25 protein-coding genes, 1 rRNA gene and 2 pseudogenes are annotated in these 22,847 nt (G+C 49.0%); 16 read left to right on the top strand and 12 right to left on the bottom strand.

Annotation, left to right across the window (positions count from 1 at the left end; genetic code table 11):
* Together P304_RS0110790 and istA are read right to left on the bottom strand one after the other, a co-directional pair.
* Positions 1-205 (bottom strand): annotated as a pseudogene (locus tag P304_RS0110790) (AAA family ATPase); the annotation flags it as partial.
* On the bottom strand, positions 202-1,689 hold the full coding sequence (gene istA / locus P304_RS0110785) for an IS21 family transposase (RefSeq protein WP_201766961.1): 1,488 nt from the start codon (positions 1,687-1,689) through the stop codon (positions 202-204). The gene istA and the pseudogene P304_RS0110790, both read right to left, overlap by 4 nt.
* 128 nt (positions 1,690-1,817) lie before the next feature.
* On the opposite strand from istA, the gene P304_RS0110780 reads away from it, so the two are divergent.
* The 4 genes and pseudogenes from P304_RS0110780 to P304_RS15260 all read left to right on the top strand — a co-directional run bounded on the left by P304_RS0110780 (position 1,818) and on the right by P304_RS15260 (position 3,511).
* Positions 1,818-2,198, top strand: coding sequence for a hypothetical protein (locus P304_RS0110780; protein WP_152514538.1), 381 nt, complete (start codon positions 1,818-1,820; stop codon positions 2,196-2,198).
* Between the two features lie 399 nt (positions 2,199-2,597).
* Positions 2,598-2,768, top strand: a complete 171-nt coding sequence (locus tag P304_RS17715; RefSeq protein WP_084417683.1) for a PIG-L family deacetylase — start codon at positions 2,598-2,600, stop codon at positions 2,766-2,768.
* An 86-nt stretch (positions 2,769-2,854) separates the two neighbouring features.
* A pseudogene (locus P304_RS17650) lies at positions 2,855-3,144 on the top strand (nucleotidyltransferase family protein).
* Between the two features lie 79 nt (positions 3,145-3,223).
* Entirely contained in the window at positions 3,224-3,511 is a 288-nt protein-coding gene (locus P304_RS15260; protein ID WP_201766960.1) for a HepT-like ribonuclease domain-containing protein, read from the top strand.
* Between the two features lie 47 nt (positions 3,512-3,558).
* On the opposite strand, the gene pseI is transcribed toward P304_RS15260, so the two are convergent.
* The 6 genes from pseI to fliW form a co-directional block, all read right to left on the bottom strand.
* On the bottom strand, positions 3,559-4,602 hold the full coding sequence (gene pseI / locus P304_RS0110765; RefSeq protein ID WP_027390536.1) for a pseudaminic acid synthase: 1,044 nt from the start codon (positions 4,600-4,602) through the stop codon (positions 3,559-3,561).
* A complete protein-coding gene (locus P304_RS17710) occupies positions 4,592-5,008 on the bottom strand; it encodes a GNAT family N-acetyltransferase (protein WP_425479995.1) in 417 nt (138 codons plus the stop codon). The genes pseI and P304_RS17710 overlap by 11 nt, the downstream gene beginning before the upstream one ends.
* 68 nt (positions 5,009-5,076) lie before the next feature.
* Complete coding sequence (gene pseG, locus P304_RS15255) at positions 5,077-6,183, bottom strand: UDP-2,4-diacetamido-2,4,6-trideoxy-beta-L-altropyranose hydrolase (RefSeq protein WP_034765278.1); 1,107 nt, start codon at positions 6,181-6,183, stop codon at positions 5,077-5,079.
* A gap of 5 nt (positions 6,184-6,188) precedes the next feature.
* Positions 6,189-8,126, bottom strand: coding sequence for an ATP-dependent helicase (locus P304_RS15250; RefSeq protein WP_051321619.1), 1,938 nt, complete (start codon positions 8,124-8,126; stop codon positions 6,189-6,191).
* A complete protein-coding gene (gene csrA, locus P304_RS0110745; protein WP_027390534.1) occupies positions 8,126-8,386 on the bottom strand; it encodes a carbon storage regulator CsrA in 261 nt (86 codons plus the stop codon). The genes P304_RS15250 and csrA overlap by 1 nt, the downstream gene beginning before the upstream one ends.
* 4 nt (positions 8,387-8,390) lie before the next feature.
* Positions 8,391-8,816, bottom strand: a complete 426-nt coding sequence (gene fliW / locus P304_RS0110740; RefSeq protein WP_027390533.1) for a flagellar assembly protein FliW — start codon at positions 8,814-8,816, stop codon at positions 8,391-8,393.
* 195 nt (positions 8,817-9,011) lie between these two features.
* On the opposite strand from fliW, the gene P304_RS0110735 reads away from it, so the two are divergent.
* From P304_RS0110735 to P304_RS0110720, 4 genes are all read left to right on the top strand, one after another.
* Complete coding sequence (locus tag P304_RS0110735; RefSeq protein WP_027390532.1) at positions 9,012-9,473, top strand: NapC/NirT family cytochrome c; 462 nt, start codon at positions 9,012-9,014, stop codon at positions 9,471-9,473.
* 42 nt (positions 9,474-9,515) lie between these two features.
* Positions 9,516-9,899, top strand: coding sequence for a multiheme c-type cytochrome (locus tag P304_RS0110730; RefSeq protein ID WP_027390531.1), 384 nt, complete (start codon positions 9,516-9,518; stop codon positions 9,897-9,899).
* Positions 9,900-9,978: 79 nt separating this feature from the next.
* A complete protein-coding gene (locus P304_RS0110725; protein ID WP_027390530.1) occupies positions 9,979-10,359 on the top strand; it encodes a multiheme c-type cytochrome in 381 nt (126 codons plus the stop codon).
* An 84-nt stretch (positions 10,360-10,443) separates the two neighbouring features.
* Positions 10,444-10,926 (top strand): peroxiredoxin, encoded by a 483-nt coding sequence (locus tag P304_RS0110720; protein WP_027390529.1) that lies wholly within the window; start codon positions 10,444-10,446, stop codon positions 10,924-10,926.
* Between the two features lie 8 nt (positions 10,927-10,934).
* Here the strand turns inward: P304_RS0110720 and ubiE are convergent, their stop codons facing one another.
* From ubiE to P304_RS0110700, 4 genes are read right to left on the bottom strand one after another with little or no spacing between them, the layout of a single operon-like run.
* A complete protein-coding gene (gene ubiE, locus P304_RS0110715) occupies positions 10,935-11,672 on the bottom strand; it encodes a bifunctional demethylmenaquinone methyltransferase/2-methoxy-6-polyprenyl-1,4-benzoquinol methylase UbiE (RefSeq protein WP_027390528.1) in 738 nt (245 codons plus the stop codon).
* Positions 11,673-11,732: 60 nt separating this feature from the next.
* On the bottom strand, positions 11,733-12,590 hold the full coding sequence (locus P304_RS15245) for a 4-(cytidine 5'-diphospho)-2-C-methyl-D-erythritol kinase (RefSeq protein WP_051321618.1): 858 nt from the start codon (positions 12,588-12,590) through the stop codon (positions 11,733-11,735).
* On the bottom strand, positions 12,556-13,086 hold the full coding sequence (locus P304_RS17090; RefSeq protein ID WP_160165058.1) for a hypothetical protein: 531 nt from the start codon (positions 13,084-13,086) through the stop codon (positions 12,556-12,558). Before P304_RS17090 ends, P304_RS15245 begins: the two co-directional genes overlap by 35 nt.
* Positions 13,087-13,102: 16 nt before the next feature.
* Positions 13,103-14,902 carry a tetratricopeptide repeat protein gene (locus P304_RS0110700; protein ID WP_027390526.1) on the bottom strand — a complete coding sequence of 600 codons (1,800 nt, stop codon included), beginning with the start codon at positions 14,900-14,902 and terminating at the stop codon, positions 13,103-13,105.
* Between the two features lie 159 nt (positions 14,903-15,061).
* Between P304_RS0110700 and P304_RS0110695 the strand changes: the two genes are divergently transcribed.
* The 8 genes from P304_RS0110695 to P304_RS0110660 form a co-directional block, all read left to right on the top strand.
* Positions 15,062-16,000 carry a poly-beta-1,6-N-acetyl-D-glucosamine N-deacetylase PgaB gene (locus P304_RS0110695; RefSeq protein WP_160165057.1) on the top strand — a complete coding sequence of 313 codons (939 nt, stop codon included), beginning with the start codon at positions 15,062-15,064 and terminating at the stop codon, positions 15,998-16,000.
* Positions 15,997-17,535 carry an NAD(P)/FAD-dependent oxidoreductase gene (locus tag P304_RS0110690; RefSeq protein WP_051321617.1) on the top strand — a complete coding sequence of 513 codons (1,539 nt, stop codon included), beginning with the start codon at positions 15,997-15,999 and terminating at the stop codon, positions 17,533-17,535. Before P304_RS0110695 ends, P304_RS0110690 begins: the two co-directional genes overlap by 4 nt.
* A 57-nt stretch (positions 17,536-17,592) precedes the next feature.
* Entirely contained in the window at positions 17,593-19,479 is a 1,887-nt protein-coding gene (mnmG, locus tag P304_RS0110685; protein ID WP_027390523.1) for a tRNA uridine-5-carboxymethylaminomethyl(34) synthesis enzyme MnmG, read from the top strand.
* Positions 19,476-20,096, top strand: a complete 621-nt coding sequence (rsmG, locus tag P304_RS15240; RefSeq protein WP_051321616.1) for a 16S rRNA (guanine(527)-N(7))-methyltransferase RsmG — start codon at positions 19,476-19,478, stop codon at positions 20,094-20,096. Before mnmG ends, rsmG begins: the two co-directional genes overlap by 4 nt.
* 3 nt (positions 20,097-20,099) lie before the next feature.
* On the top strand, positions 20,100-20,795 hold the full coding sequence (locus P304_RS0110675; RefSeq protein ID WP_027390522.1) for a ParA family protein: 696 nt from the start codon (positions 20,100-20,102) through the stop codon (positions 20,793-20,795).
* Positions 20,788-21,534 carry a triose-phosphate isomerase gene (tpiA, locus tag P304_RS0110670; RefSeq protein WP_027390521.1) on the top strand — a complete coding sequence of 249 codons (747 nt, stop codon included), beginning with the start codon at positions 20,788-20,790 and terminating at the stop codon, positions 21,532-21,534. Before P304_RS0110675 ends, tpiA begins: the two co-directional genes overlap by 8 nt.
* Positions 21,535-21,537: 3 nt before the next feature.
* Positions 21,538-21,867 (top strand): preprotein translocase subunit SecG, encoded by a 330-nt coding sequence (gene secG, locus P304_RS0110665; RefSeq protein WP_027390520.1) that lies wholly within the window; start codon positions 21,538-21,540, stop codon positions 21,865-21,867.
* A 162-nt stretch (positions 21,868-22,029) separates the two neighbouring features.
* A 16S ribosomal RNA gene (locus P304_RS0110660) occupies positions 22,030-22,847 on the top strand; the annotation flags it as partial.

The raw sequence follows: 22,847 nt of genomic DNA, 5'->3' as shown, positions 1-22,847 counted from the left end.
ATTTCGCCTCTTTAATTCGTCGTTTCTCGTTGTTTTCGGAGCGGATGCGTAATTCCAACTCCGTTAGTTCCAACAGAAATTGGCCATAATCGATTCCGCCGTCTCTGGCCTGACGCAACTGCTGTTCGATGTTGCGAGCCATATTGGTGAGATTGAGAGCTTTGAGATTGTGCTGCACCAGCAAAGCGTCAGCTACTCGACTCATAATCCACCTCCGAGGCAAGCATAAATGGAGATGTCAGCCTTTGGCAGTCGGGCGTAGTGCTCAAGGGGAAAGATCTGCGGTACGGGCTGATTGCGGTGCAATAGATGCTGAATGCCGCCGCTGGCACTGATACCAGCTTCAACGGCTGTCGCGATAGCCTGATGAACATCCTCTGTCGGGTGGTTGCGAAACAGCAGCAGCACCTTAATGAACTCCTTGATGCCACGGTTTTCTCCGTACGTCCGACAGAAGCGCTCCAACAGTTGATGCATCGTCAGTGGCCAGCACTTCTTCCAATCGCGGATAGGGCGGGCACTGTGAAACGCAAGCGGACGTTGCAGGAGGATCTCTAGGTAGTGATCTGGATCCAGTTGCCACTGGTTATTGGCGAACAGGCGACAGTGGTTAGCGACACGTTGTCCCTGAGAGAAGATCTCCACCTGATCAACATGGCAGATCACCCGCAAAGCACGCCCGGCAAAGCGCGTGGGAACCGAGTACCGGTTCTTGTCTACAATAACAGTGGCATATTTATCGGCTTTGGCCGACAAAATCTGGATGTTGGTAAAGGGCACATCGGGAAGCTTTAAGAGGCAAGAGCGCTCCTCTGCAAAAAGCACTTCTACAGATTTATCTCTGCCGCTGATGGTATGACGTCCGTAGGCAACACACTGTTGGAGGAGACGCTCATTGATCTCTTCGAGGGACTGTGCTTCGGGAATCGGCACCAGGAAGTTGCGGCGGGCGAAGCCGACCAACCCCTCAACGCCACCCTTTTCGTGACCGGCACCGGGATTACAGAATCGAGCCTCGAAGTTATGGTAGGCTCGAAAATGGGTGAAGGACTCTTGCTCCAAACGGGCTTTGCCCTGCAAAACCTTGCGCACAGCGGTGGTCAGATTATCAAAGATCAGTCGTGGGAAGACACCGCCGTAAAAAAAGAACCCACGCATGAGTGCATCGAAAAAGGCCTGTTGTCTTTCACAGGGGTACAAACGTAAAAACGGTTTGCCAGACCCCTTGGAGCGCATGCAGAAAATCTTGACCTTCAGTGTCTGGCCTTGAATAACGACCACCGCTGTTCCCCAGTCTACCTCAGCTTCTTGACCAAGATCAGGCTCCAAAGGCAAAAAGGCTTTTATGGTGCTGATGCCCAGTCGTTCTTTCGCTTCACGCACGTATTTGCGGACATTGGATTCGCTGCCGGAAAAGTTGTGTTCAAAAACCAGTCGATCATAAATGCGTCTGGCGGTGTGGCGCTGTTTGCGAGGACGATCACGATCATCGGCAAGCCAAGTGTCAATGATCTTCTGGAATGGCCCCAAAACAGGAAACGGCTGATAATGGCGCAGTGAATAACCAGAATACGGCTCACTGAGCGCCTTACGTATAGTGTTGCGCGAATGGCCGGTAATCCGAGATATCTCACTTATGCTTTGCTCATAGACCCGATGAGCCGTGCGAATATGTTCATATTGATCCATCCTAAGCATCCTCTCTCCTTCGATTGCTATGGTAAGCACCATAGTAGCGAAGGGATAATTAGGATGGTCAATTTTCAGTAATCACAAGGCCTCTAAACTGGTCAATTTTAGATTATCAAAACCACAATATGTCACATGGGGATAATTTGCACCAATTTTTGTTTGACCAAGATGGAATAAATAAGCTTTTTTCTAATCTTGGGCAGGTCACAGCCGCTGGTGCTTTATTCAAACTTACACCTGTTTTAGCTGAACAAGGCAGCATTCCAAGTGCCATTATTCTCACTATATTCAGCTTATTTTTGTTCATCCTTGCTATGGGTTATGGGCTCTACCAGATAATTATTCCTTTTATGAAAAGCATAAACGGTGCAAATGAAAAATTTTCAAGTATGGAAGCTTTAAAGATTAAGTCATTCCTAAATAAGCAATTTGCCGTTTATTTTGTCATAGCATTAGCTTATCTATATTTGTTGGATGAAATATTCGATCTAATCTCTAAAATTTGATTTGACAATTAATTCCAGCGGATCGCCTTTGGTGCCCGTTGAATTTTACCTTTAGGCTGGAAGGATCAGGAAAATGCGATATGCTATTTCGCGGCGTTGATGAGGTAACAGATCAGCAAAACGAGGGTCGGTTGAAACCCAAATAGATGAGGATTTGCTTGCCAGTGCGAATGTTTGCGCATACGAATTTGAAGACCCAGAATATCCGGATGAGCGTGAAGTCACGCTGATAGAACAAAGCGGTGGTTCAATTCCAAATTTTGTAATTGTTAATAAATACGCGGTAAGTGCAGATGGAACCCGTAAGTAGAACAATACGTTATGCCGTAGGTTGGTAGGGAATACTTTTACAAGGTGTGTAGAGAGTGCCGTGATAGATATTAACAGTGCCAAAAGTTCTTGTTTTTTACTCATCCCGATGACGAAACTTTGGCGGCTGGTGCGACGTTGCGAAAACTGGCCACATTGGGGGCGGATATTCACGTCGCAATCCCGGCGACCGGCGTTCATAGCCGCAGATCGTTTTTAGGGGAAGGCGAGCGCGAGGCTGCTTTGGTTACGTCGTGCTAATATTGCGAAAAGGCGAACTATTAGGTATGCTTCCCCTCAATGCTTGCTTAGGACGTTTAACTGCTCAAACAAAAGGAGCCTTTTACATGAAACCTTCTCAAGCATTGTCTCATATCGAGCAGATATCCGGCGTATCGTAGAATCGCATCGTGTACGCAACCCGCGAGTATTTGGCTCAGTCATCCACGGAGAAGATACGGAATAAAGCGATCTTGATATACTGGTTGACCCCACACCAGAAACGACACTTTTTGATATTGGTGCCATTAGGCACGAACTTCTCCAGTTGCTTGGGGTGTCAGTAGATGTTTTAACTCCGAAATCGTTGCCAAAAAAATTTCGGGCTACTGTGTTAGCCGAGGCAAAACCAATATGAGCCGAGACAAGCAACTCTGATTGATTACCTTCGGCATATCGTAGAGGCAATAGAGCGCATTGGACGCTATACTGAAGGAATGAATGAACATGATTTCTTGGAGAGTGAGATCACTCAAGACGCTGTAGTTCGAAATATCGAAATTATCGGCGAAGCAAGCCATAATATTCAAAAGCATTACCCTGAATTTGCTTTTAGAAATAATGAGTTGCCGCTAGCATTTGCTTATCAGATGCGAAACGCGGTTGCTCATGGATATTTTCAGGTTGATATGGAAATTGTTTGGAACACGATACATTCCGATCTGCGAGAGTTTAACCACCTTATTCTCAATGCCCTGCGTGAAATGGAAGAGAGTAAAGAATAAAAGGGTGCATCTTTGGGGGAGACCCTTCAGTGTGAAGATAGTTGTTGTTATTGAATCAATTCCCACGTTACGGCTGTGCCGGGTGTGACGTGGCGTGTGACAGTCTTTCCGATAACAGCGTCATAATGCTTTGGCGCCAGTCCGTAGCCTGGGCGGATGCGTCTGACATCTGCCTCGGTAATTTTTTGGCCTACTGCCAGTTCACGAACAAAATAGAGTGAGCGACGGAATTTAAGGTTGGCGCTTTCGGAAGGTTGTCGGTTATATCCGGCGACACCAATAGCCTGCCACACTTCGCGTGCGGTGCGGCATAAGGTGGTCAATTCTGCGGGTTCCAGCGAAAATTCAGAATCAGGTCCTTTGTCGGCGCGGCTGAGGGTGAAATGTTTCTCGATGGCACATGCGCCAAGGGCAATGGCCGCTGTCGCAGCGCTGATCCCTTCGGTGTGGTCAGAAAGTCCGGTGAGTGTGCCGAAGCGTTGTGCCATATCGGGGATGGTCATCAGGTTAGCTTCTGCAAGTGGCGCGGGGTAGGCGCTGACGCAGTGGAGGAGGATGAGTTCTTGGCAGCCAGCGTCACGCGCTGTGGCCACGGCTTCGTGTATTTCATCAGGGTTGGCCATGCCAGTAGAGAGAATCATCGGTTTTCGGGTTCTGGCGACGTAACGGATCAGGGGAAGGTCGGTTACTTCGAAAGAGGCTATTTTATATGCTGGTGCGCCGAGTGATTCAAGTAGGTCAACGGCTGATTCGTCAAACGGGGTGGAAAAGCAGGTGATGCCGGCCTGACGTGCATGGCGAAACAGGGTTTCGTGCCATTCATACGGGGTATGTGCCCATTGGTAGAGGTCGTAAAGATTATAGCCGTCCCAAAGGCCGCCGTGTATGAGAAAGTCGTCATGCTGGCAGGGAATGGTCATGGTGTCGGCGGTATAGGTTTGTAGTTTGATGGCATCTGCACCGCACTTGGCAGCGGCTGTAATGGTGTCGAGTGCTCGCTGCAGGCTGCCGTTATGGTTGCCGGAAAGTTCTGCAATAATGTACGGAGGGTGGCCGTGCCCGATGGTTTTTCCGTCGATGTTACTCAACATGAGGTACCTCTTGCTCTGTCTCATTACTCCATAGGAAATGATGGAATGTTGGGTCGTCTGTAGGAGATGGCAGGAAGCCGCATGATTGAAACAATCGGATAGAATTTGTGTTCATGTGATGAACTCGGGCAAGAATAGTCCTGCGATATGGCTCTTGTTGATGAAGGAGGAGTTGGATGGCCTGTTTGGCGACACCGCGTCCTGCAAAATCGGTGTGTACTACGATAGAAATCTCGTAAAGCGAGTCATTTCTATGCTCAAGCCGTATTGTCCCGGCGCTACAATCATCTACGACTATGATATATGTTTGCCGATTGTGCGAATGCAGTGATTGTTGAAACCACTCTTGGTGCTCTTCAAATGTAGGAATACTAGGGTTAATAGAATAAAGCCTTGCTCCGGGCATTACCTGTAAGCTGTAAAGAAAGTCGCAGTCTGCGGTGTGAATACGCCGTAGTGATATTTTGGAGTTACTCAAGCGCCCTCCCTTGTAAGTAAATATTTAGTAATGCGGTGTACGCCGAGTCCATCGCAAACTTTTCGACAGTTTTCTATTATTTGATGATACTCAGCACTGTTTTTGTTTAAAAAAACACGCAGGGCGCTCTGAATGATTGGCGGGGTAATTTGGTCTGCTTCGCCAATGAGGGAAGCAGCACCTGTGTTCGCAAGGGCGTGTGCTACTGATCGCTGGTTTTCTGCACTAATGACAAGCAATGTGGGTAGACCGAGGGTGCACCGTTCCCATGAGGTGCTACCGGGAGCGCCAAGTGCAAGATTTGCATTGCCCATCAGTTCATGCATATTTGAGCACTGAATGTGAAGGGTGGCGTGAAGAGTTTTACACAGTGCGGTAACATCTGCCACGTGCTGTGCGGTGCCGCCGAGTACGACATCGATATGAGTAAACGGATTTTCTATGAGAAGCGCGCGGAGCGCTGTGCCAGTGAGGTTGTGCTGGTCGATTCCCCCGAAAAATATCAGCAGGTTTTTGGGTGGAAACTGATGGGCGCGGTGGAGTCGCGCGTTGTCGCGTATGGCAGAAAACTCTGGTCGGACTAAGGCGTATGTGGTTCCGGTAAGGCATTGTGTCGTACGGGGAACCAGTTTTTGATAGGCTTCCGGTGTGCGACCAAGTGTCTGATCCAGCAAGAGGTCGGCATCATGGTGGCGATCCGCAAGGTCATCTATCACCAGAATTTTATCGGTATACGGCCTCATCGCTCGTTCCCACTGAGAGTCGAGTGCGTAGTGGTCGACAATCAACCAGTCGTATGTTTTGTGGCTGAGTGCCTGTTGTGTCGCAGCGGCGTCTTCTTGCCAGCTTGCACCTAGCCATGCGGCGTGAGCGGTTCCATTTTCGGCATTCGGCGTAGAGCTTTGCAGCGGCAGTTGATGGCATGGATAGCCGTGCTTTTTGACCACTTCTATTAAATTTCCCGAGTGTTCGCGGCAGATAAATTCGACATCAGCTCCACGCTCGCGTAGCGCGTCTGCCAGTGTCAACGTCCGCATGACATGACCTGTCCCTATATTCAATGAGGCGTCGACGCGGATGGCTATATTGGGATGGCGCGGCATGATGTTTATACCCGACGGTGGATGAGTTTCGGCGGGAGGTCGAGCAGAAAGGGGCTGTCGCCGCAATAGCTGGTTTTTCCCCAGATCGCGCGGCTCTGAGCGCGGGTGAGGAAGAGTTTTTCTTTGCAGCGGGTGATGGCGACGTACATCAGGCGGCGTTCTTCTTCCATAGCGAAACGGTTACCGAGGCTCATCGGTGAGGGGAAAAGTGTGTTTTCAAGGCCGGTTAAAAAGACGGCAGGAAATTCGAGTCCTTTTGCGGCGTGGATGGTCAGCAGGTTGACACCCGTCTTGTCAGCACGGCTTTCCATGCCGAGCATAATGTCGGAAAGGAATTGTTCAAGCGTTACCCCGTCTTCATGGGCTTGCTCAAAGTATAAGGCGGCGTTAGCGAGTTCTTCGAGGTTTTCTTGTTTCGTGGCGGCGGTGTTTTCATCTTCCTTGCGGATGATTTCCGCGATAATGCCAGAGTGTTCAATGACTTCGCGCACCAGATCGCTGAGCAAGTAATCCTTGCCTTGGTTGAAGGAATGTATCAGACGCAGGAAGGATTCGAGTCCGGTACGGCTTTTCCCTTTGAGTGTAGGGAGTACGGTGGTGGCGGCTTCGAGGATTGGTGCAGTGTTCTGGATGGCGTACTGGACGATAGTTTCCTGTGTCGCTTTGCCGACGCCGCGTGCGGGGGTATTGACAACGCGCTCGAAGGCTTGCAGGTCGCTTGGATTGTGGATCAATGAAAGGTACGCAAGGGTGTCGAGCACTTCTTTGCGTTTCCAGAATTCAAATGATCCGACGACGCGGTAGGGAATGCCAGCCTGGCCAAAATAGCTTTCGAATAAACGGCTTTGGGCGTTCGTCCGGTAGAGGATGGCGATTTCGTCGTAGGCAAATCCAAGGGCACGCAGGTTGCCAACTTCGCGGGCGACAAATTGGGCCTCTTTTTCAGCGGAAGGCGCAACGTGGAGCTGCACTTTTTCCCCTTCGCCAAGCTCGCTATAAAGGGTTTTTTGATGGCGGTGCGTGTTGTGCGCGATGATGGCGTTGGCGCATTCGAGAATATTTGTGGTCGAACGGTAGTTTTGTTCGAGTTTGAAAACCTGGGCATCTGGATAGTGCGATTCGAAGCTCAGAATGTTTTCAATGGTAGCGCCACGGAAGCGGTAGATTGATTGGTCGTCGTCGCCGACAACGAATATGTTCCCTTCTTTCGCCGCTAGCATGCGCAGGAGTTCAAACTGGACGCCGTTGGTGTCTTGATATTCATCAACGAGCAGGTAACGGAATTTTTCGTGATACCGTGCAAGGATTTCTGGGTGCTTGCGCCAGAGATCGGTGAGATTCAGCAGCAAGTCGTCGAAGTCCATGGCGTCAATAGAGCGCATTAAGCGAACATACTCGGCATAGGTTTGGGCAAGGCACTGCATTTTTCCGTGGCGAAATTCTTCGCGCTCTGCGGCTTGTGCGGGGTTCACCCCTTCGTTTTTGAGTGAGCTAATGGTGTGCAGTGCGGTTTTCGGGTTGAGGATTTCGCTGTCAATGTTCAGGCGCTCCAGTGCGCGGCGAACAACTTTGAGGGCTTCACCGGGGTCGTACACGACGAAACCGGGGCGGTAGCCGATGTGGGTCGCTTCAATACGCAAAATTCGCAGCGCGATACTATGGAATGTACCTACCCAAAGGTTGCGCGCATCGGCACCAATTTGCTTTAAGAGCCGTTCGCGCATTTCAGCGGCTGCTTTATTCGTGAACGTTACGGCGAGGATGTTCCACGGGCGGATGCCCTGCTCAAGCAAATGGCAGATGCGGGCAGTCAAAACGCGGGTTTTCCCACTGCCTGCACCAGCAAGCACCAAGGCGGGGCCATTTGTATGGGTAACGGCGGCGTTCTGGGATGGGTTAAGTTGAGGGAAAAGTGCAGCGAGGGAGGCGCTAGAATGAGTCATCACGATGGTTTTTTCTTTTTGGTAATTCCGGCGGTAGAAAATTGTGGAACACTGCCAAGGATATCAAGTGATGACGGGGTGGCAGCAGCTGCGCGGTTTTCTGCTTGAATAGCGTCATAGACTTCTTTGCGGTAAACTTTAACATTCTTGGGCGCTTCTATGCCAAGTTTGGTGACGCCATTCATGCACTCAACAACGGTAATAAGTATGTCGTCGCCGATCATGATAGTTTCATTTTTTTTTCGAGAAAGTACCAGCATGCTCCTACCCTCCGAATACAGGGTATTTAATAGGGAGATCCGGGTTATTAAGTACGACTTGTTTGGCAAGTTTTTTGGGGCGATTAAAGACAAGTGGTGCTTGAAGGTTGGCCGTCATTTTTTTGGGATCATTGGGGATGACGACCAAACAATATACTGCGGCATCATCGGCATTGTTGAGTGCGAGCTCTTCCGTATCATTATTAGTGAGGTAAACTTGGTAGTCTGGTTTAAAAAGCTGAGGATCTAGGATGACAAAAGCGAGTGCTCCTTCGTCAATAGCTTGAAACCACTTGAATGGGCTATCTTCCGAATGGTCTTTGATTATGTAGCGGTGATAATCGGGAAAGCCGAGCAGTGGCTGCGTGAGCTGAATTATTTCTTCTTCATTGATTTCAATTTCACCAAAGCGGGTGGTCTGTATTTTCATGGCAACTCCTCGTGATCTCGGTTGGGAATAAAATCTGACCCGTTCATGATAAATGGGAAAAAAAAGTTGTCAACGAGAAATCAGAATCAATGGGTTTTTCGCAAGTTCCAACTTGACATGCTGTGCATTTTTGCGCTATCAAATTGGCTCACAGATATGTAGGTGCCGAAGTGCACTGTGAAAGAAGGAGAGTCGATGAAGAATCTAAGTGCGAAGGCGTGGGCGGTTATTATTGTAATCGTTGCAATCGTCGGTGTTGGTGGGAGCGTTGGCGCCATCAAGTACACTTCCACAAGTGGTTTTTGTGTTTTATGTCACGACTATGAAAAGAGCTCTTGGCAGGCTGGCGGACACCCTGAAGTGGGGTGTATCACCTGTCACACTAAAGGGCTGATTATGGACAAAATGGTTGGGATGAAGAAGGTTGTATTAACGGCGAGTGGTAAGGTTGACCCTCATCACGACAAGCTTTCGAACAATCCAAAAGTAACGGCAAAAAATTGCATGGGATGTCATTTTGACTCGAAAAAAGCTGACCCCACTTTCTTGGCGAAGCACCAGGAATACATGCAAAATGTTGAAAGTTGCACGGCCTGTCATGGTAATCTTGGCCACAAGCAAAGCATTTGGTCTCAGAAGTTAACCGCGAAGAAGTAATTTTGGTTTTTCGATAATTTTACTATATTGAGAGGTATTTGTATGAAAAAGATTCTTGTTCTCATGGCATTCTGTGTTGTTGGTTTGTTTGCTGGAAACGCATTTGCTCTTGACTGCAGCAGCTGTCACGCAGCTAATCCTGCTTTGGGTGGCGCTACACCTAAGGATGCTATTCACAGTGTTCAGGTTCAGGGCATCGCTGCAATTGCCAACCCAATGCACATGAGCATGAAAGATTGTGCTACTTGCCATGATCGCGCAGCTATGGCTACGGCTAAAGAAGGCGGAGCAAGTCTGAAAGGTGGCTCTGTAGCGGCACTTGGTGCAGCGCCTGCTTGTGCTGGTTGCCATAATGGTGCCGTCGCTCCTGCTGCTGACAAGTGGGATTCTGCTCGGGTTAAATTGCACAAATTTTCATCGAAGTAATAGTTTTCTTTCCCCTTTGGGTTTAGACTCAAAGGGGATTTTGTTTTCTCTGACTGGTTGATGTTGAAAGGAGAAATGAATGATTCGTCTATTAACAAGTTTCTTTTTTGTTGCGGTTCTTTTTGCGGCAAATTCTTTTGCCTATGACTGTAGCACGTGTCATAAGAATGAGCTTACTGGTGCAGATAAAAATGTAGCACATGCAAAGCAACTACAAGGGTTGGATAAAATGACAAACCCAATGCACATGGGTTTGAAAAGCTGCGTTATGTGTCATGATAAGGCGGCGTTAGCTACCGCTAAGGATAGTTCTGCAAGTCTGAACGGCGGAAGTCGTGAAGCACTTGGTGGAGCTCCAGCATGTATGGGTTGCCACAATCCTGCTGGAATTCCCGCTCCCCACGTTTCAAATTGGGACTGGGATAGAATTAAGGGACACACCTTTAGTATTCCTAAGTAGCATTTAGTTGGACATTGAAGCGTCATCAGATCATTCTGGTGGCGTTTTTTTTATTGAAAATATCAAGAGAAGAGGTGATTGGGTATGAATGATGCGCTCCAAATCAGTGATACAATTCCAAGCTTTGAATTGCCAGATCAGAATGGAGAGGTCATTCCCTCAACATATTTGGCTAGCCAGTATACTGTCTTATATTTTTACCCGAAAGATAATACGCCGGGGTGTACGACTGAAGCGGGTGATTTTAGTGCTTTGTTGCCAGAGTTCACTACGCTTGGCGTGCAGGTGTATGGGATAAGTCCGGATTCGGTAGAGTCACATAAAAAATTTAGCGAGAGTAAAGAGTTACGTGTTTCTTTGCTCAGTGATCACGATGCTTTAGTGGCAAAGATGTTTGGTGTATGGCAACTCAAAAAGAACTACGGTAAAGAATACATGGGTCTTGTTCGAAGTACATTTTTGATTGCGCCCAACGGTACAGTAGTTGAGCGCTGGAGTAAGGTACGGGTGAAAGGACATGCTGAAGCGGTACTGGCGGCTGTACGTGCGCGTGTGGAAAAGAAGTAGAGAGGGTTCTACTTCTTTTCTGGAGCCACGCCGGTGTGAATGCAGGCAATGCCAAACGTAAGATTGCGGTAGGTAACATTAGTGAGCCCTGAAGTGCTCATAATCCCTTTAAACTCTTCTTGGGTTGGGAATTTTAGGACCGAGTCAGGCAAGTATTCATAAGCATCTTTTTTGCCGGAAATAACTCCACCTAGGATTGGCAGCACTTTAAGAAAGTAAAAATGGTAGAGGTTTTTAAGGATTTTTGCCTGAGGTGTGGTGAACTCTAAGACAACGACTTTTCCGCCTGGCTTGACGACACGGATCATTTCGCGCAAGGCAAGGTCGCGATCAGGGATATTTCTGATGCCAAAGGCGATGATGGTGGAATCAAAAGTGCCGTCATCAAAAGGGAGCGCTTGAGCGTCAGCGACTTTAAGCTCAATACGGTGCGAAAAGCGTGATTCGCGTACTTTTTGTTGGCCAATTTCTAGCATGTTGGGGCTGAAGTCGACGCCAGTGATTTTTACTGTCTCAGCTGTTTGGCGCGCTATTTCAAGGGCGACATCAGCTGTCCCAGTGGCGATATCAAGAATTCGCCCCCGCTCACCCCATGTCAACTGGGCAACGGCTTTTCGTCGCCAAGCAACATCTCTACGGCCACTTAGGAGACGGTTCAGGAAGTCATATCGCGGGGCGATACTTTGGAACATTGATTTGACTTTATCTGGATCGGGTAGATTGTTGTGCTGAGGTTCTTTTGTCATAGGATCTCCGTAGTTTTAAAATAGGTATTCGTTTTTGTTCTTATCTCAGAGGTTGAACTATCATGTGTTGGGTAAAGAAGGCAGCACCTTTACCGCTTGAACAAACATGCCCGGCAACAGCTTTTGAAGATGTATTGCCGCATGGCTCGCATTCGCGTCTGATTTAAAGATGCCGAATATGGTCGCCCCGCTGCCGCTCATAGCAGATGCGTCGGCTTGAGCATGGATTAAATGTTGCTTTAACGTGTGAAGATTCGGCAAAAGTTCTTGCGCGGCTTGCTCTAAATCGTTGTGGCACATCGTCACTATTGTCTCATAGTCTAAAATGTCTTTGATCTTTTTCTCAGTACTGCAGGTGCTATTGAGCGGAATGCCAAGCTTACTATACACAAATTGGGTTGGTATTTCGACTCTTGGATTTATCAAAACCAGCCCGAATGGAGGAAGTTTAACTGGAGAAAGGATTTCCCCAATCCCTTCTGCGAACGCCGGCACGGTTTCGATGAAAAAGGGAACATCAGCGCCTAGAGTGAGGGCGATGGCGTGCAGCTCTGGTATTGGGATGTTAAGCCCGTGCATGTTTGCGAGCGCGGTGAGTGTGGTTGCCGCATTTGAGCTCCCTCCTCCTAGACCGGCGCCCAGAGGGATAACTTTATCGTGATCAACTTCAACTCCGCCAATCCCATAGCGTCGAGCAAGGATTTCCCATGCACGGTAGATAAGATTGTGTGTGCCATTGAGTTGCGCCGGCCCTCGATATGTAAAGCCATCGGTGGAAGGACGAAAACGCAGGGTGTCGTGGAGCGATATTGGCACCATCAGCGAATGAAGCAAGTGGTACCCATCACTTCTGCGTCCGGTTATACGGAGGTTGATATTAACTTTAGCGTAGCTGCGCGCGGTGTAAGGGGCGCTCACGATAACCTCCTGGGATTTCAAGTGGAGTGATTGATTCAGGGAAACAGGCGCGTTCACGGATCGTGAGTCGCACCCAGTGATTTTCTGATTCGCATCGGTATTGAGTCGTGTCTTGTTGTACACAATGAGGATTTTGGACGTTGTTTGCGATGAATTTTCCGGTAAGAAACAGGCTCAGTTGGGTGTCAATAAAACAGAACCGTTCGTCAAAGCAGAGATCATCTTTGGAAATCCACGTAAAGGTACTTTCGCGATGATCGAGTAAGAGGGCATACGAGTTTACGAAGGCAAACGAAATGACTCTACGCCCGAACAAGTCATGAATGTGAAACAGAACATCGTGTGCGCTGTTCGCAGCAAATGTCATGTCGAATGTGCTCCCTTCGCTCCACCTGATTTTACCGCGCCCCTGCACGTTTTCACACTCACTATGCGCATCATGGGGTGGAGTCGCCGGAATTTTGGCTGCGCATCCGCTTAAAATGAAAATGATCATACATATCAGGAGGTAATTAACGGAGTGCATCTAGCTTCCGGTAGAGTTGGTTGAGCTTTTGTTGGATGGGTTTTGACGTCCGATCAATTTGAAATGCTTGCGCATAATAGTGGAGCGCTGCGTGCTCATTGCCTAGCGCGAGCAAAATATCACCGGCATGTTCAAAAATAATAGAGTCGTCTTGAGTGAAAGGAGGCTGGAGAAGCTCTGTGGCCTTCGTAATGTAGATTTCTGCGTTTATATAATCATGCTGCTGAAAGTAAAACCACGCAAGGCTGTCAAGGTAATATGGATTTTGTGTGTCTTGTGCAATAGCCTGCCGAATGTATTTCCCCCCTTCTGGGATGTCCAGCGATTGTTCGACAAGGATATATCCGTAATAGTTCAACACACGTGCAGATATGTCGTTCGTAAGAACTCGTGGGCGTAACAGTGAAGCGATATCGGCATATTTTTTCTGACGATAGTAGTAGTCGGATAGTGTGAGAAGCACTGATTCTGAAGAATCAAGTTGCACTGCTTCTTTGAGGAGTTTCTCTTGCAAGCTCAAGTCTTGCATGTTTTCCGCAAGCTGCGCACGAAGCAATAATCGATCTGCTGGCTGCGGGAGAAGTTCATCGAAGAGGACACTCAGGCGAGTTACATTCGCAACGCGTTTGAGATGGGAATCAAGCAGCAAAAGGCCTGTGATGGCACCGCGCATTACTTCGTGAGACGATTCGTCAACCAGCTGCTCGTGGATGGTAGACTGAAAGGTGTTTTCACCTTCGACCCATGATAATACGTTTAGGTAGGCTGATTCGCGCTGAATTGACGGTTCGCCGGGAGTTTGAGTAAAGCAGGTACGTGCCAATGAATGATCGGCAAGGCCGTATGCCGAAAGGAAGCACGTTTCGCGCGCCCAATCCCACGCGGTATTTTTTTCGGCAATCATGCGTGAAAACGAAAGCGTTGTTTGGAAATCATGCTCATTAAAGAGGAAACCAAGGAGCTTGCCGAGGAATTGTTCGCTGCCGCGTGGCCAATCGTCTGTTGCACTTTGCGCGAGAAGCATATCAATAGCTAGCTTAAATTGTGCACGCGCATCGTCTTTGCGATCCATTTCCCACAGAATAACACCACGTTCGTAATGGAGCTCGATAGGTGTGCCGCCGAGTAAGTCGATGGCTGTGGCAAGCGCTTTTTGTGCTTCATTGAGTTTGCCCATGCTGTGGTAGGCGCTTCCCAGAAGGCGATAGGCGTAATAGTTGTCGGTTTCGACTTCGCGGAGCATATGCAACGCTTTCACCATCTCTGGAAAATCACCCAGCTTTTCATGAAGTTGAGCATAGAAAAGCAATAATTGCCCTTGTGATTCTCCTTGAACTATCGAGCGCTTTAATAAGTTACGTGCACGAAGCCAATCGCCTTTTTGCGAGTAATACAGGCTCAGAAGTTCAATGATTTCTGTGTTATCTGGTTCCATTTGGGTGGCTTGTTCGAGGGTATAAATAGCTTTTTCGAGCTGATTTTCGCGAGCATATAGCAATGAAAGCTCGCGGTAGAGCGTAGCGGAAGGGTCTGGAGTCAGGTAGATGCTCCGTTCAAGATGTGCCAGTGCGCTTGCATCGTCGCCTTGCAAACGATCCATTGTATAGAGTATATAATAATAATTCGGGTCGTCGTATGTTTCGTCATGCTGAGCCTGCAGTGTCGATGGCATGGATGGCTCACTAAACAGTCCATTACGGGTCAGTTCACCCGTGCAGCCAACCGAAAACGTTATGCCAAGAAGGATACAGAAAATTTTCCCTGTGAAGAGAGATGGTTGTTTCATTCGGTCGTTCCTTTTTTTCTATAGACCGGCGCAGTATAACGAAAACTTTGGAAAGAGACAGTGAAAAAAATATATCTTTTGGTTCTTATTGTCGTGTTTGGAGTGTTGTCCACCCCATCTGCTCGGCCACTTTATGGAAATGTTGCACAAATATCTTGGATGGATTTGTCGCGTTTTGGTAGCTGGGATGTGTTATTTGCCACGTTGAAAGCGCAAGGATACCATGGGGTCATTTTACGCGCCTTTCATAATCAAGGCGATCGTTACCTGACTTTTCATGTGAGATCAGAGGCGCGTGAAGTACTTCCAACTTCAGGGGTCTATTTCACGACGGCACTGGCGCCGACCCTGGAAGATCATTTTCTCAGCGCGGTACCCGCAGCAAGGGCTCATGGGTTAACGATTTATGGATGGCTTGGCGGACGCCGAACCGATTGGTTGGCGACGAACTCACCACTGAAAGATCCGGTCAGTGGGCGCTTATCGCTTTTTACTCCGGCAAGCCGCCACTATGTCGCATCATTATTCGCTGACCTTGCTCGTACGGGTGTGGATGGTATTTTGATTCAAGACGATCTGGTCTATCGCACGCATGATGAGCGTCCGGAAACGGTTTTTGTCCGTGGTGCCTCAGGTTACACCGAGGAATATATCCGGTTGGCGCATGCTCGTGCCGAAGTAATTGCTCAAACAGTTCGTGAGATTAGTACAGCGACTCGTGCCGTGAATCCGGATGTCGCACTTTCAATGAATTTGTACTATGAAGCGGGTCTGCTAAACGATTCGGCTTTGATGTGGTTGGGGCAGGACGTGGCACTCTTTGCAGCGCTTCCCGTTGAGCAGTTTACTGTGATGAGCTATCATCGGCAGATATCGCAGGAGCTTTCCCTTTCCGTTACGGAAGGGATGGCGACGAGCCAGGCTATTGTGGCGCGGTTGATTGAGCAGCTTGGGAAAGCGCGTGTAGTTGCGAAAGTGCAAACTGTTGACTTTCGCGGTGGGGCGCCATTGCCCCGGCATGAACTTGTAGAGTTGTTGCAGATGTTTCCTCCGGATACGCCGCGTATTTTTATGCCGCTACGCGGTGTTCTTCCATGAGTCATTTCTACGATTTCACTATTCCGTATGGGGCTGATGTGCGAGCGGCACTCGCTGCCGAGTTGCATTTGGCGTCTGAGTCTATTAGCGACATGCGGTTAGTGCGTCGCAGCGTCGATGCCCGTCAGAAGCACCGTGGCATTCGTGAAGTGTTGCGGGTCGAATATGCATTGCACGGCGATACGTTGGCGCCGTTCTCATTAGAGCACACCGCAACGGGTGTGCTTTTGCGCCAGTCGCCCCGTTGTCGCCACCGCATTTTGGTGGTCGGAGCAGGCCCTGCAGGTTTGCTTTGTGCTGACATCCTCTCGCAAAGTGGTGCGGAAGTTACCGTGATTGATCGTGGCGAGTCGGTCGAAAAGCGCGCGGTAACTGTCCACGATTTCTGGAAAAACGGTACGCTGAATCCTGAATCCAACGTTCAGTTTGGTGAAGGAGGGGCAGGAACTTTCAGTGATGGAAAACTGACGACGCGTATCAAAAGTGAACATCTGCCGTATGTGCTTGGCCTTCTCGTCGAATGTGGTGCCGCAGAAAATATCCGCTGGGATGCGAAGCCGCATGTTGGTACTGATGTCTTGCGCACCGTCATTGCCACGCTGCGCGAGCGGTTGCGGGCGCGTGGTGTAAAGATACACTTTAGTACTCGGCTGGATGACTTTTCGGCCAACACGCGTGGAGTGGATGTTCTGACCAGTTCGTTCCGTGATACTTTTTCGCATGTAGTTTTGGCTTTGGGGAATAGTGCGCGCGACACCTTTGCTATGCTTCACCGCCACATATATATGGAAGCAAAACCATTAGCTGTCGGAGTGCGTATCGAGCATCCGCGAGATTTTATTGATAGCAATCAGTATGGACATTGTGCGGCAACAATGCCGGCAGCGGAATATAGTTTGAAGGGAACATTTGGCGAACGCGGTGTCTACTCTTTTTGCATGTGTCCGGGAGGGGAAGTCGTCAATGCGAGCTCGGAGCTTGGGCATACCGTGGTGAACGGCATGAGCTATTCAAAGCGTAATAATTATTTCTCTAATAGCGCGCTGGTCGTGACCGTTCCGGTGGAGGAATATGGGGCAACGCATCCGTTGTCAGGTATTGCCTATCAGCGTGCTATTGAAGAGAAGGCTTTCCGCGCCAGCGGCGATTATACGCCACCAGCTATGAAGGTGGTTGATTTTCTGGCAAAGCGTGTCGGGAGTCAGCACGTGAGAGCATCGTTGGCGGTAACGGAATCTATCGATATTCGTGATATTCTCCCAGCGCCACTCATTGAACCATTGAGTGCTGGCATATTGCAATTTGACCGCGCGATGCCTGGCTTTACCGAGCATGGGGTGATGATTGCTCCGGAAACACGAACGTCCAGCCCTGTGCGGATGCCGCGTGATCCGCTAACTGGCGCAAGCCTTGGTGATCAAGGCCAGCGGATTTTCCCCTGTGGTGAAGGGGCGGGATATGCCGGCGGGATTGTGAGTGCGGCAGTCGATGGGGTGCGTTGTGCTTTGTCAATAATCGGAACTATCAACGATTGAACGAAACTGATACATACAGTTTTTCTCAATACTACCGAAAAATCTAAGTGAGTGTTTATGTTTGACTATCAAGAAAAATTTGATGTGATTATCGTTGGTGCTGGTCATGCGGGATGCGAGGCGGCGTTGGCTTCGGCGCGTATGGGGTGCCGGACGGTTTTGTTTACCATTTCGCTTGACGCTATTGCTCAGATGAGTTGCAACCCAGCTATTGGAGGAATTGCCAAAGGGCATTTAGTCAAAGAAATCGACGCTTTGGGCGGCGAAATGGCGCTGAATATAGATGCGACTGGATTGCAGTATCGCGTGTTGAATACACGTAAAGGACCAGCAGTTCGATCGTCGCGTGCCCAAGCAGATAAAATACTCTATCGTAATCGGATGAAATATGTATTAGAAAACCAGCCTAATCTTTTTGTATGCCAGGATATGATTACGGGGATTTTCGTCGAGAATGGAATCATTGGCGGTGTGCTTGGGCAGGTAGGGACGCGGTATCATGCGAAATGCGTGGTGCTGACTACCGGAACATTTTTAAATGGAACCGTTCATATTGGCTTTGACTCCTTTTCTGCTGGGCGTTTAGGTGAGCCTGCAGCTACAGGTTTATCTGAATCACTCGTGGCGCATGGATTTGAGATAGGACGATTGAAAACTGGTACACCTGCGCGAGTCAATAAGCATTCGCTTGATTTTTCCAAGATGGAACCGCAATACGGCGATGAAGTTCCAAAACCGTTTTCTTTTCTGACAAAGTCTATTCAGCGGGCGCAACTGCCTTGTTGGATTACGTGGACGAATGAACGAACCCATGCTGTAATTGCGGAAAACATTCAGCGCAGTGCATTATATAGTGGGAAAATTAGCGGCACTGGTCCGCGCTATTGTCCCTCTATAGAAGATAAAGTGGTAAAGTTTCCCGATAAAGACCGTCACCAAACTTTTCTGGAGCCAGAAGGGTACGAAACAAACGAGTACTATATTAATGGTATGAGTACCTCGTTACCGGTAGATGTTCAGATTGAATTTTACCGCACGATTCCGGGATTGGAGCGTGTCGAATTGATGCGCCCAGCATATGCTATCGAATACGATTACTTCCCGCCGACACAGCTGTATGCAACGCTTGAAACGAAAATGGTGCGTGGGCTTTTCCACGCTGGACAGATCAACGGCACCAGTGGGTATGAAGAGGCGGCCGCACAGGGTTTGTTGGCAGGGATCAATGCTGCACTTGCGGCGCAAGATCGTGAGATGGTGATTATCGGGCGTGACCAAGGGTACATTGGAGTGATGGTTGACGATTTGGTAACAAAAGGGACGAATGAGCCGTACCGCATGTTCACGTCACGTGCCGAATACCGCTTAATCTTGCGTGAAGATAATGCCGATTGGCGCTTAACTGAACTTGGACGTCAGGTAGGTTTGGTAAAAGACGATCGTTATGCGATTTTTCAGATCAAGTGGGAGCAAGTAGAGTGTGAACGTGAGCGGTTACGCACGGTGAGTGTTGCGCCGGTTGCGGCGAATCCGATCTTAGAAAGCAAAGGAGTTGCTTTGTTGAGTGAAGCGGTACGTGCTGCGGTGCTCTTAAAGCGGCATGAAGTGGAGTATGCTGATCTTGTGACGATGGGGGTTGGCGACACATCGTTGTCTCCGGATGTCATGGAACAAGTTGATATTCATCTGACCTATGAGGGATATGTGCAACGTGAAGAGCGTTTCATCGAACGGCAGCGTCATCTGGATAAAGTGAAAATTCCTGAGAATATTGTTTTCAGCGAAGTTGCTGGGTTATCGCGCGAAGTGGTAGCCAAACTCAGCCAAATTCAACCGCATACGCTTGGGCAGGCACTCCGTATTCCAGGTATGACGCCGGCAGCAATTTCGGCGTTGATGGTTCATTTTGAAATTCAAAAACGCCAAGCGGCAGAAAAACTATGAGTCGTTTGCATCAGTTGCTGGCCGAAAATGGGTGGGAAGAGCGAGTAGCGAGCTTTGAGACGTATTATGCCGAGCTTTTGAAGTGGAATCGTGCAAAACAGATGACAACACTTACAGAGCGGGAGGAAGTTTTTGAACGTCACTTTTTTGATTCCATCGCATTGGCGCATGCCCGCTTGCCGTATGCGGCTCGTTTGATTGATATTGGTTGTGGTGGGGGCTTTCCAGGGTTTCCGCTGAAGATCGTCCGTCCTGATCTTGAGTTGGTAGCTGTCGATTCCGTGTCAAAAAAAATTGCTTTCTTAAACCACTTACGGCGTGTGTTAAAGCTGGAGAATGTTACTTGTTATGACCGACGGGCGGAAGATTTAGGAGATCTTTTCGGTACTTTTGATGTGGTGACCTTTCGCGCGGTTGCTGCGACAGATGAGCTCGTGAAGATAGGCTTGCCATTTTTACGGCAAGGCGGTAAACTCCTCCTTTGGAAAACTGAGGGGCAATTGGACGAGTTGGCACATCTTGTGGACGGCTCGTCTTTTCGCGTCGAGATGTTTCGGCACCTTAGTGGGAATGAAAAAACAGTTTTGGTGGAAATTACCCCTCATGCAGAAAGCTAACGTATGATTTGCGCGGTAACTCATCCGCGGCGCGGAAACTTTACTACAACAGTTGCAGTGAATCTGGCAGCAAGTTTTGCTGTGCGTGAAAAGCGGACGTTGCTCATTGATGTTGCTGGTGGTGATGCTGGCGTGCTTGCAGGGATCCCGCGCAATGCGCTTGGTATTACGGATACGATCCGTGAGCGTGGTGAACATTGCGAGTCCCATATTCAGTCAACGCCTCTTCCATTTATGGATGTACTTCCGTTTGGGACAGAGGGGTTTGGTTACGGGCTCTTTTGGGAGGAGTATCCTTGGACGCTGGGAAAACTTGAGTATTATGACATTATTGTACTTGATACAGATATTCGACGATTTCCTCCGATCATGGCGAAATATTGGAGTCATGTTTTGTTTCCGGTGGCAACATCTCCGTATATCCAGGAAGATATGCGGGCAATTGAATCGCTCTGTGGCATGCTCGATTCCCGAGCTAGCATAGAGTATGGTGTGCTTGGTGTCGGTAGTGAAATTCCGATGCCAGTTTCCGGTGCCATGGCGCTGCAAACAGTTATTCCTGTAGATGCTTCTTGGAGAGCGTTGAGTCGTCCAGCGGTACTGCATGATTTACTCTCTCCGCTCGCAAGATGCTATTTTGCGCTGGCTCAAGAATTACTTAAACTTTCCATTAATAAGGCAGGTGCTGTGTATGCGTAGGCCTCTCATCGCGGGGAACTGGAAAATGTTCAAGACAAATCCCGACACATCAGTGTTTCTTGCTGAGTTTTTACCGAAGTTGTCAGATGTGCCGTCTGGTAGAGATGTCCTGTTGTGCCCGCCTTTCCTTTCGATAGCGCGTGCTGTCGGGTTGGCTGCTGGGACTCCACTTTGTGTGGGGGCGCAGAATGTCTATCCGAAAGAAAACGGCGCGTTTACTGGTGAAGTGTCACCGCTAATGCTGGTTGATGCTGGCGTAAAGTATTGTCTTGTTGGGCACTCGGAGCGTCGCGCTTACTTTGGCGAAGTCGACACATTCCTCAATGAAAAAGTGCGGGCATTATTGGAAGTTGGCATCACGCCGATAGTATGTGTTGGTGAGACATTGGAGCAGCGCGAGGCGGGTCAGGCTGAGTCAGTTGTGGCAGAGCAAGTGCGGGCTGGGCTTACTGGTGTTGCGATCACAAGTGTTGTTGTCGCCTATGAGCCAGTATGGGCTATAGGTACTGGTAAAACTGCCAGTGCGGCAGATGCGCAACAGATGCATGCTTCAATCCGTACTGTTCTTGCTGCGTTAGGCGAAGCGGAGTTGGTGCGGATTCTGTACGGTGGTTCAGTCAAGGCGGATAATATTGCAGAGCTTATGGCGATGCCCGATATTGACGGGGCTCTTGTTGGTGGTGCGAGCCTTGATCCATCTAGTTTTTATGCTATTTGTAATTATGTAGAGAAGGGTTAATTTATGAGTACGTTATTGATTGTTTTGCACGTGATCGCTTCAGTCGTTATTATTGTTGTTGTGTTGATGCAAAAGGGTAAAGGCGCAGATATGGGTCTGACGGGGAGTTCAGAGTCTGTGCTTGGAACTGGTGGAGCGAACTTTTTTATGAAGCTCACTGCGTGGACAGCAGCATTGTTTATGGCGACAGGGTTGGTCTTGACAGTGGTTGAGTCTCGCTCCGTAGGGAAGAGTCTGGTGGATGGTGCCAATATTCCTTCGCTTGTTGAAACCGTCGTTCCTTCGAGTGACGCTCCAGTAACTCCTTCTGGTGTAAAGGGTTCGCAGGATTAGAAAATATTTTAAATAAAGGCTTGACGTAAAACGAGGTGGTGTGTATATTCCCTCCTCGTTGCGCGGGACGGCGATTGAGTCGGGGCGCAGCGGAGTTCATTACCAACTGAATAGAAGACAGCAAAGAATAGGTAAAAAAGTAATTTGAGCTATACAAACTTTCATACGGAGAGTTTGATCCTGGCTCAGGACGAACGCTGGCGGCGTGCCTAACACATGCAAGTCAAGGGTCATTTCGGTGACACTGGCGCACGGGTGAGTAACACGTGGATAATCTACCTTTAAGCCTGGGACAACAGTTGGAAACGACTGCTAATACCGGATACGCACTACGGTGGAAAGATGGTTTCGGCCATTGCTTATAGATGAGTCCGCGCATGATTAGCTAGTTGGCGGGGTAAGGGCCCACCAAGGCGAAGATCATTAGCCGGCCTGAGAGGGTGATCGGCCACACTGGGACTGAGACACGGCCCAGACTCCTACGGGAGGCAGCAGTGGGGAATATTGCGCAATGGACGTAAGTCTGACGCAGCAACGCCGCGTGGATGATGAAGGTCTTCGGATCGTAAAGTCCTTTAGATGGTGAAGAACCGATGTGAGAGGAAATGCTCATATCCTGACGGTAGCCATAGAATAAGCTCCGGCTAAATCCGTGCCAGCAGCCGCGGTAATACGGGTGGAGCGAGCGTTGTCCGGAATTATTGGGCGTAAAGGGTGCGTAGGCGGTTTTTTAAGTCTGCATTGTAAGTTCAGTGCTTAACGCTGAAATTGGTGCGGAAACTGGAAGACTAGAGTACTGTAGGGGAAAGCGGAATGTCCGGTGTAGCAGTGAAATGCGTAGAGATCGGATGGAACACCGAAAGCGAAGGCAGCTTTCTGGGCAGTAACTGACGCTGAGGCACGAAAGCGTGGGGAGCAAACAGGATTAGATACCCTGGTAGTCCACGCCGTAAACGATGGATGCTAGATGTTGGCGAGGT

Source organism: Chrysiogenes arsenatis DSM 11915, assembly GCF_000469585.1.
Lineage (GTDB): Bacteria > Chrysiogenota > Chrysiogenetes > Chrysiogenales > Chrysiogenaceae > Chrysiogenes > Chrysiogenes arsenatis.
Note: the sequence above shows the minus strand (reverse complement) of the source record. Positions and strands in the feature narration are given on the sequence as shown.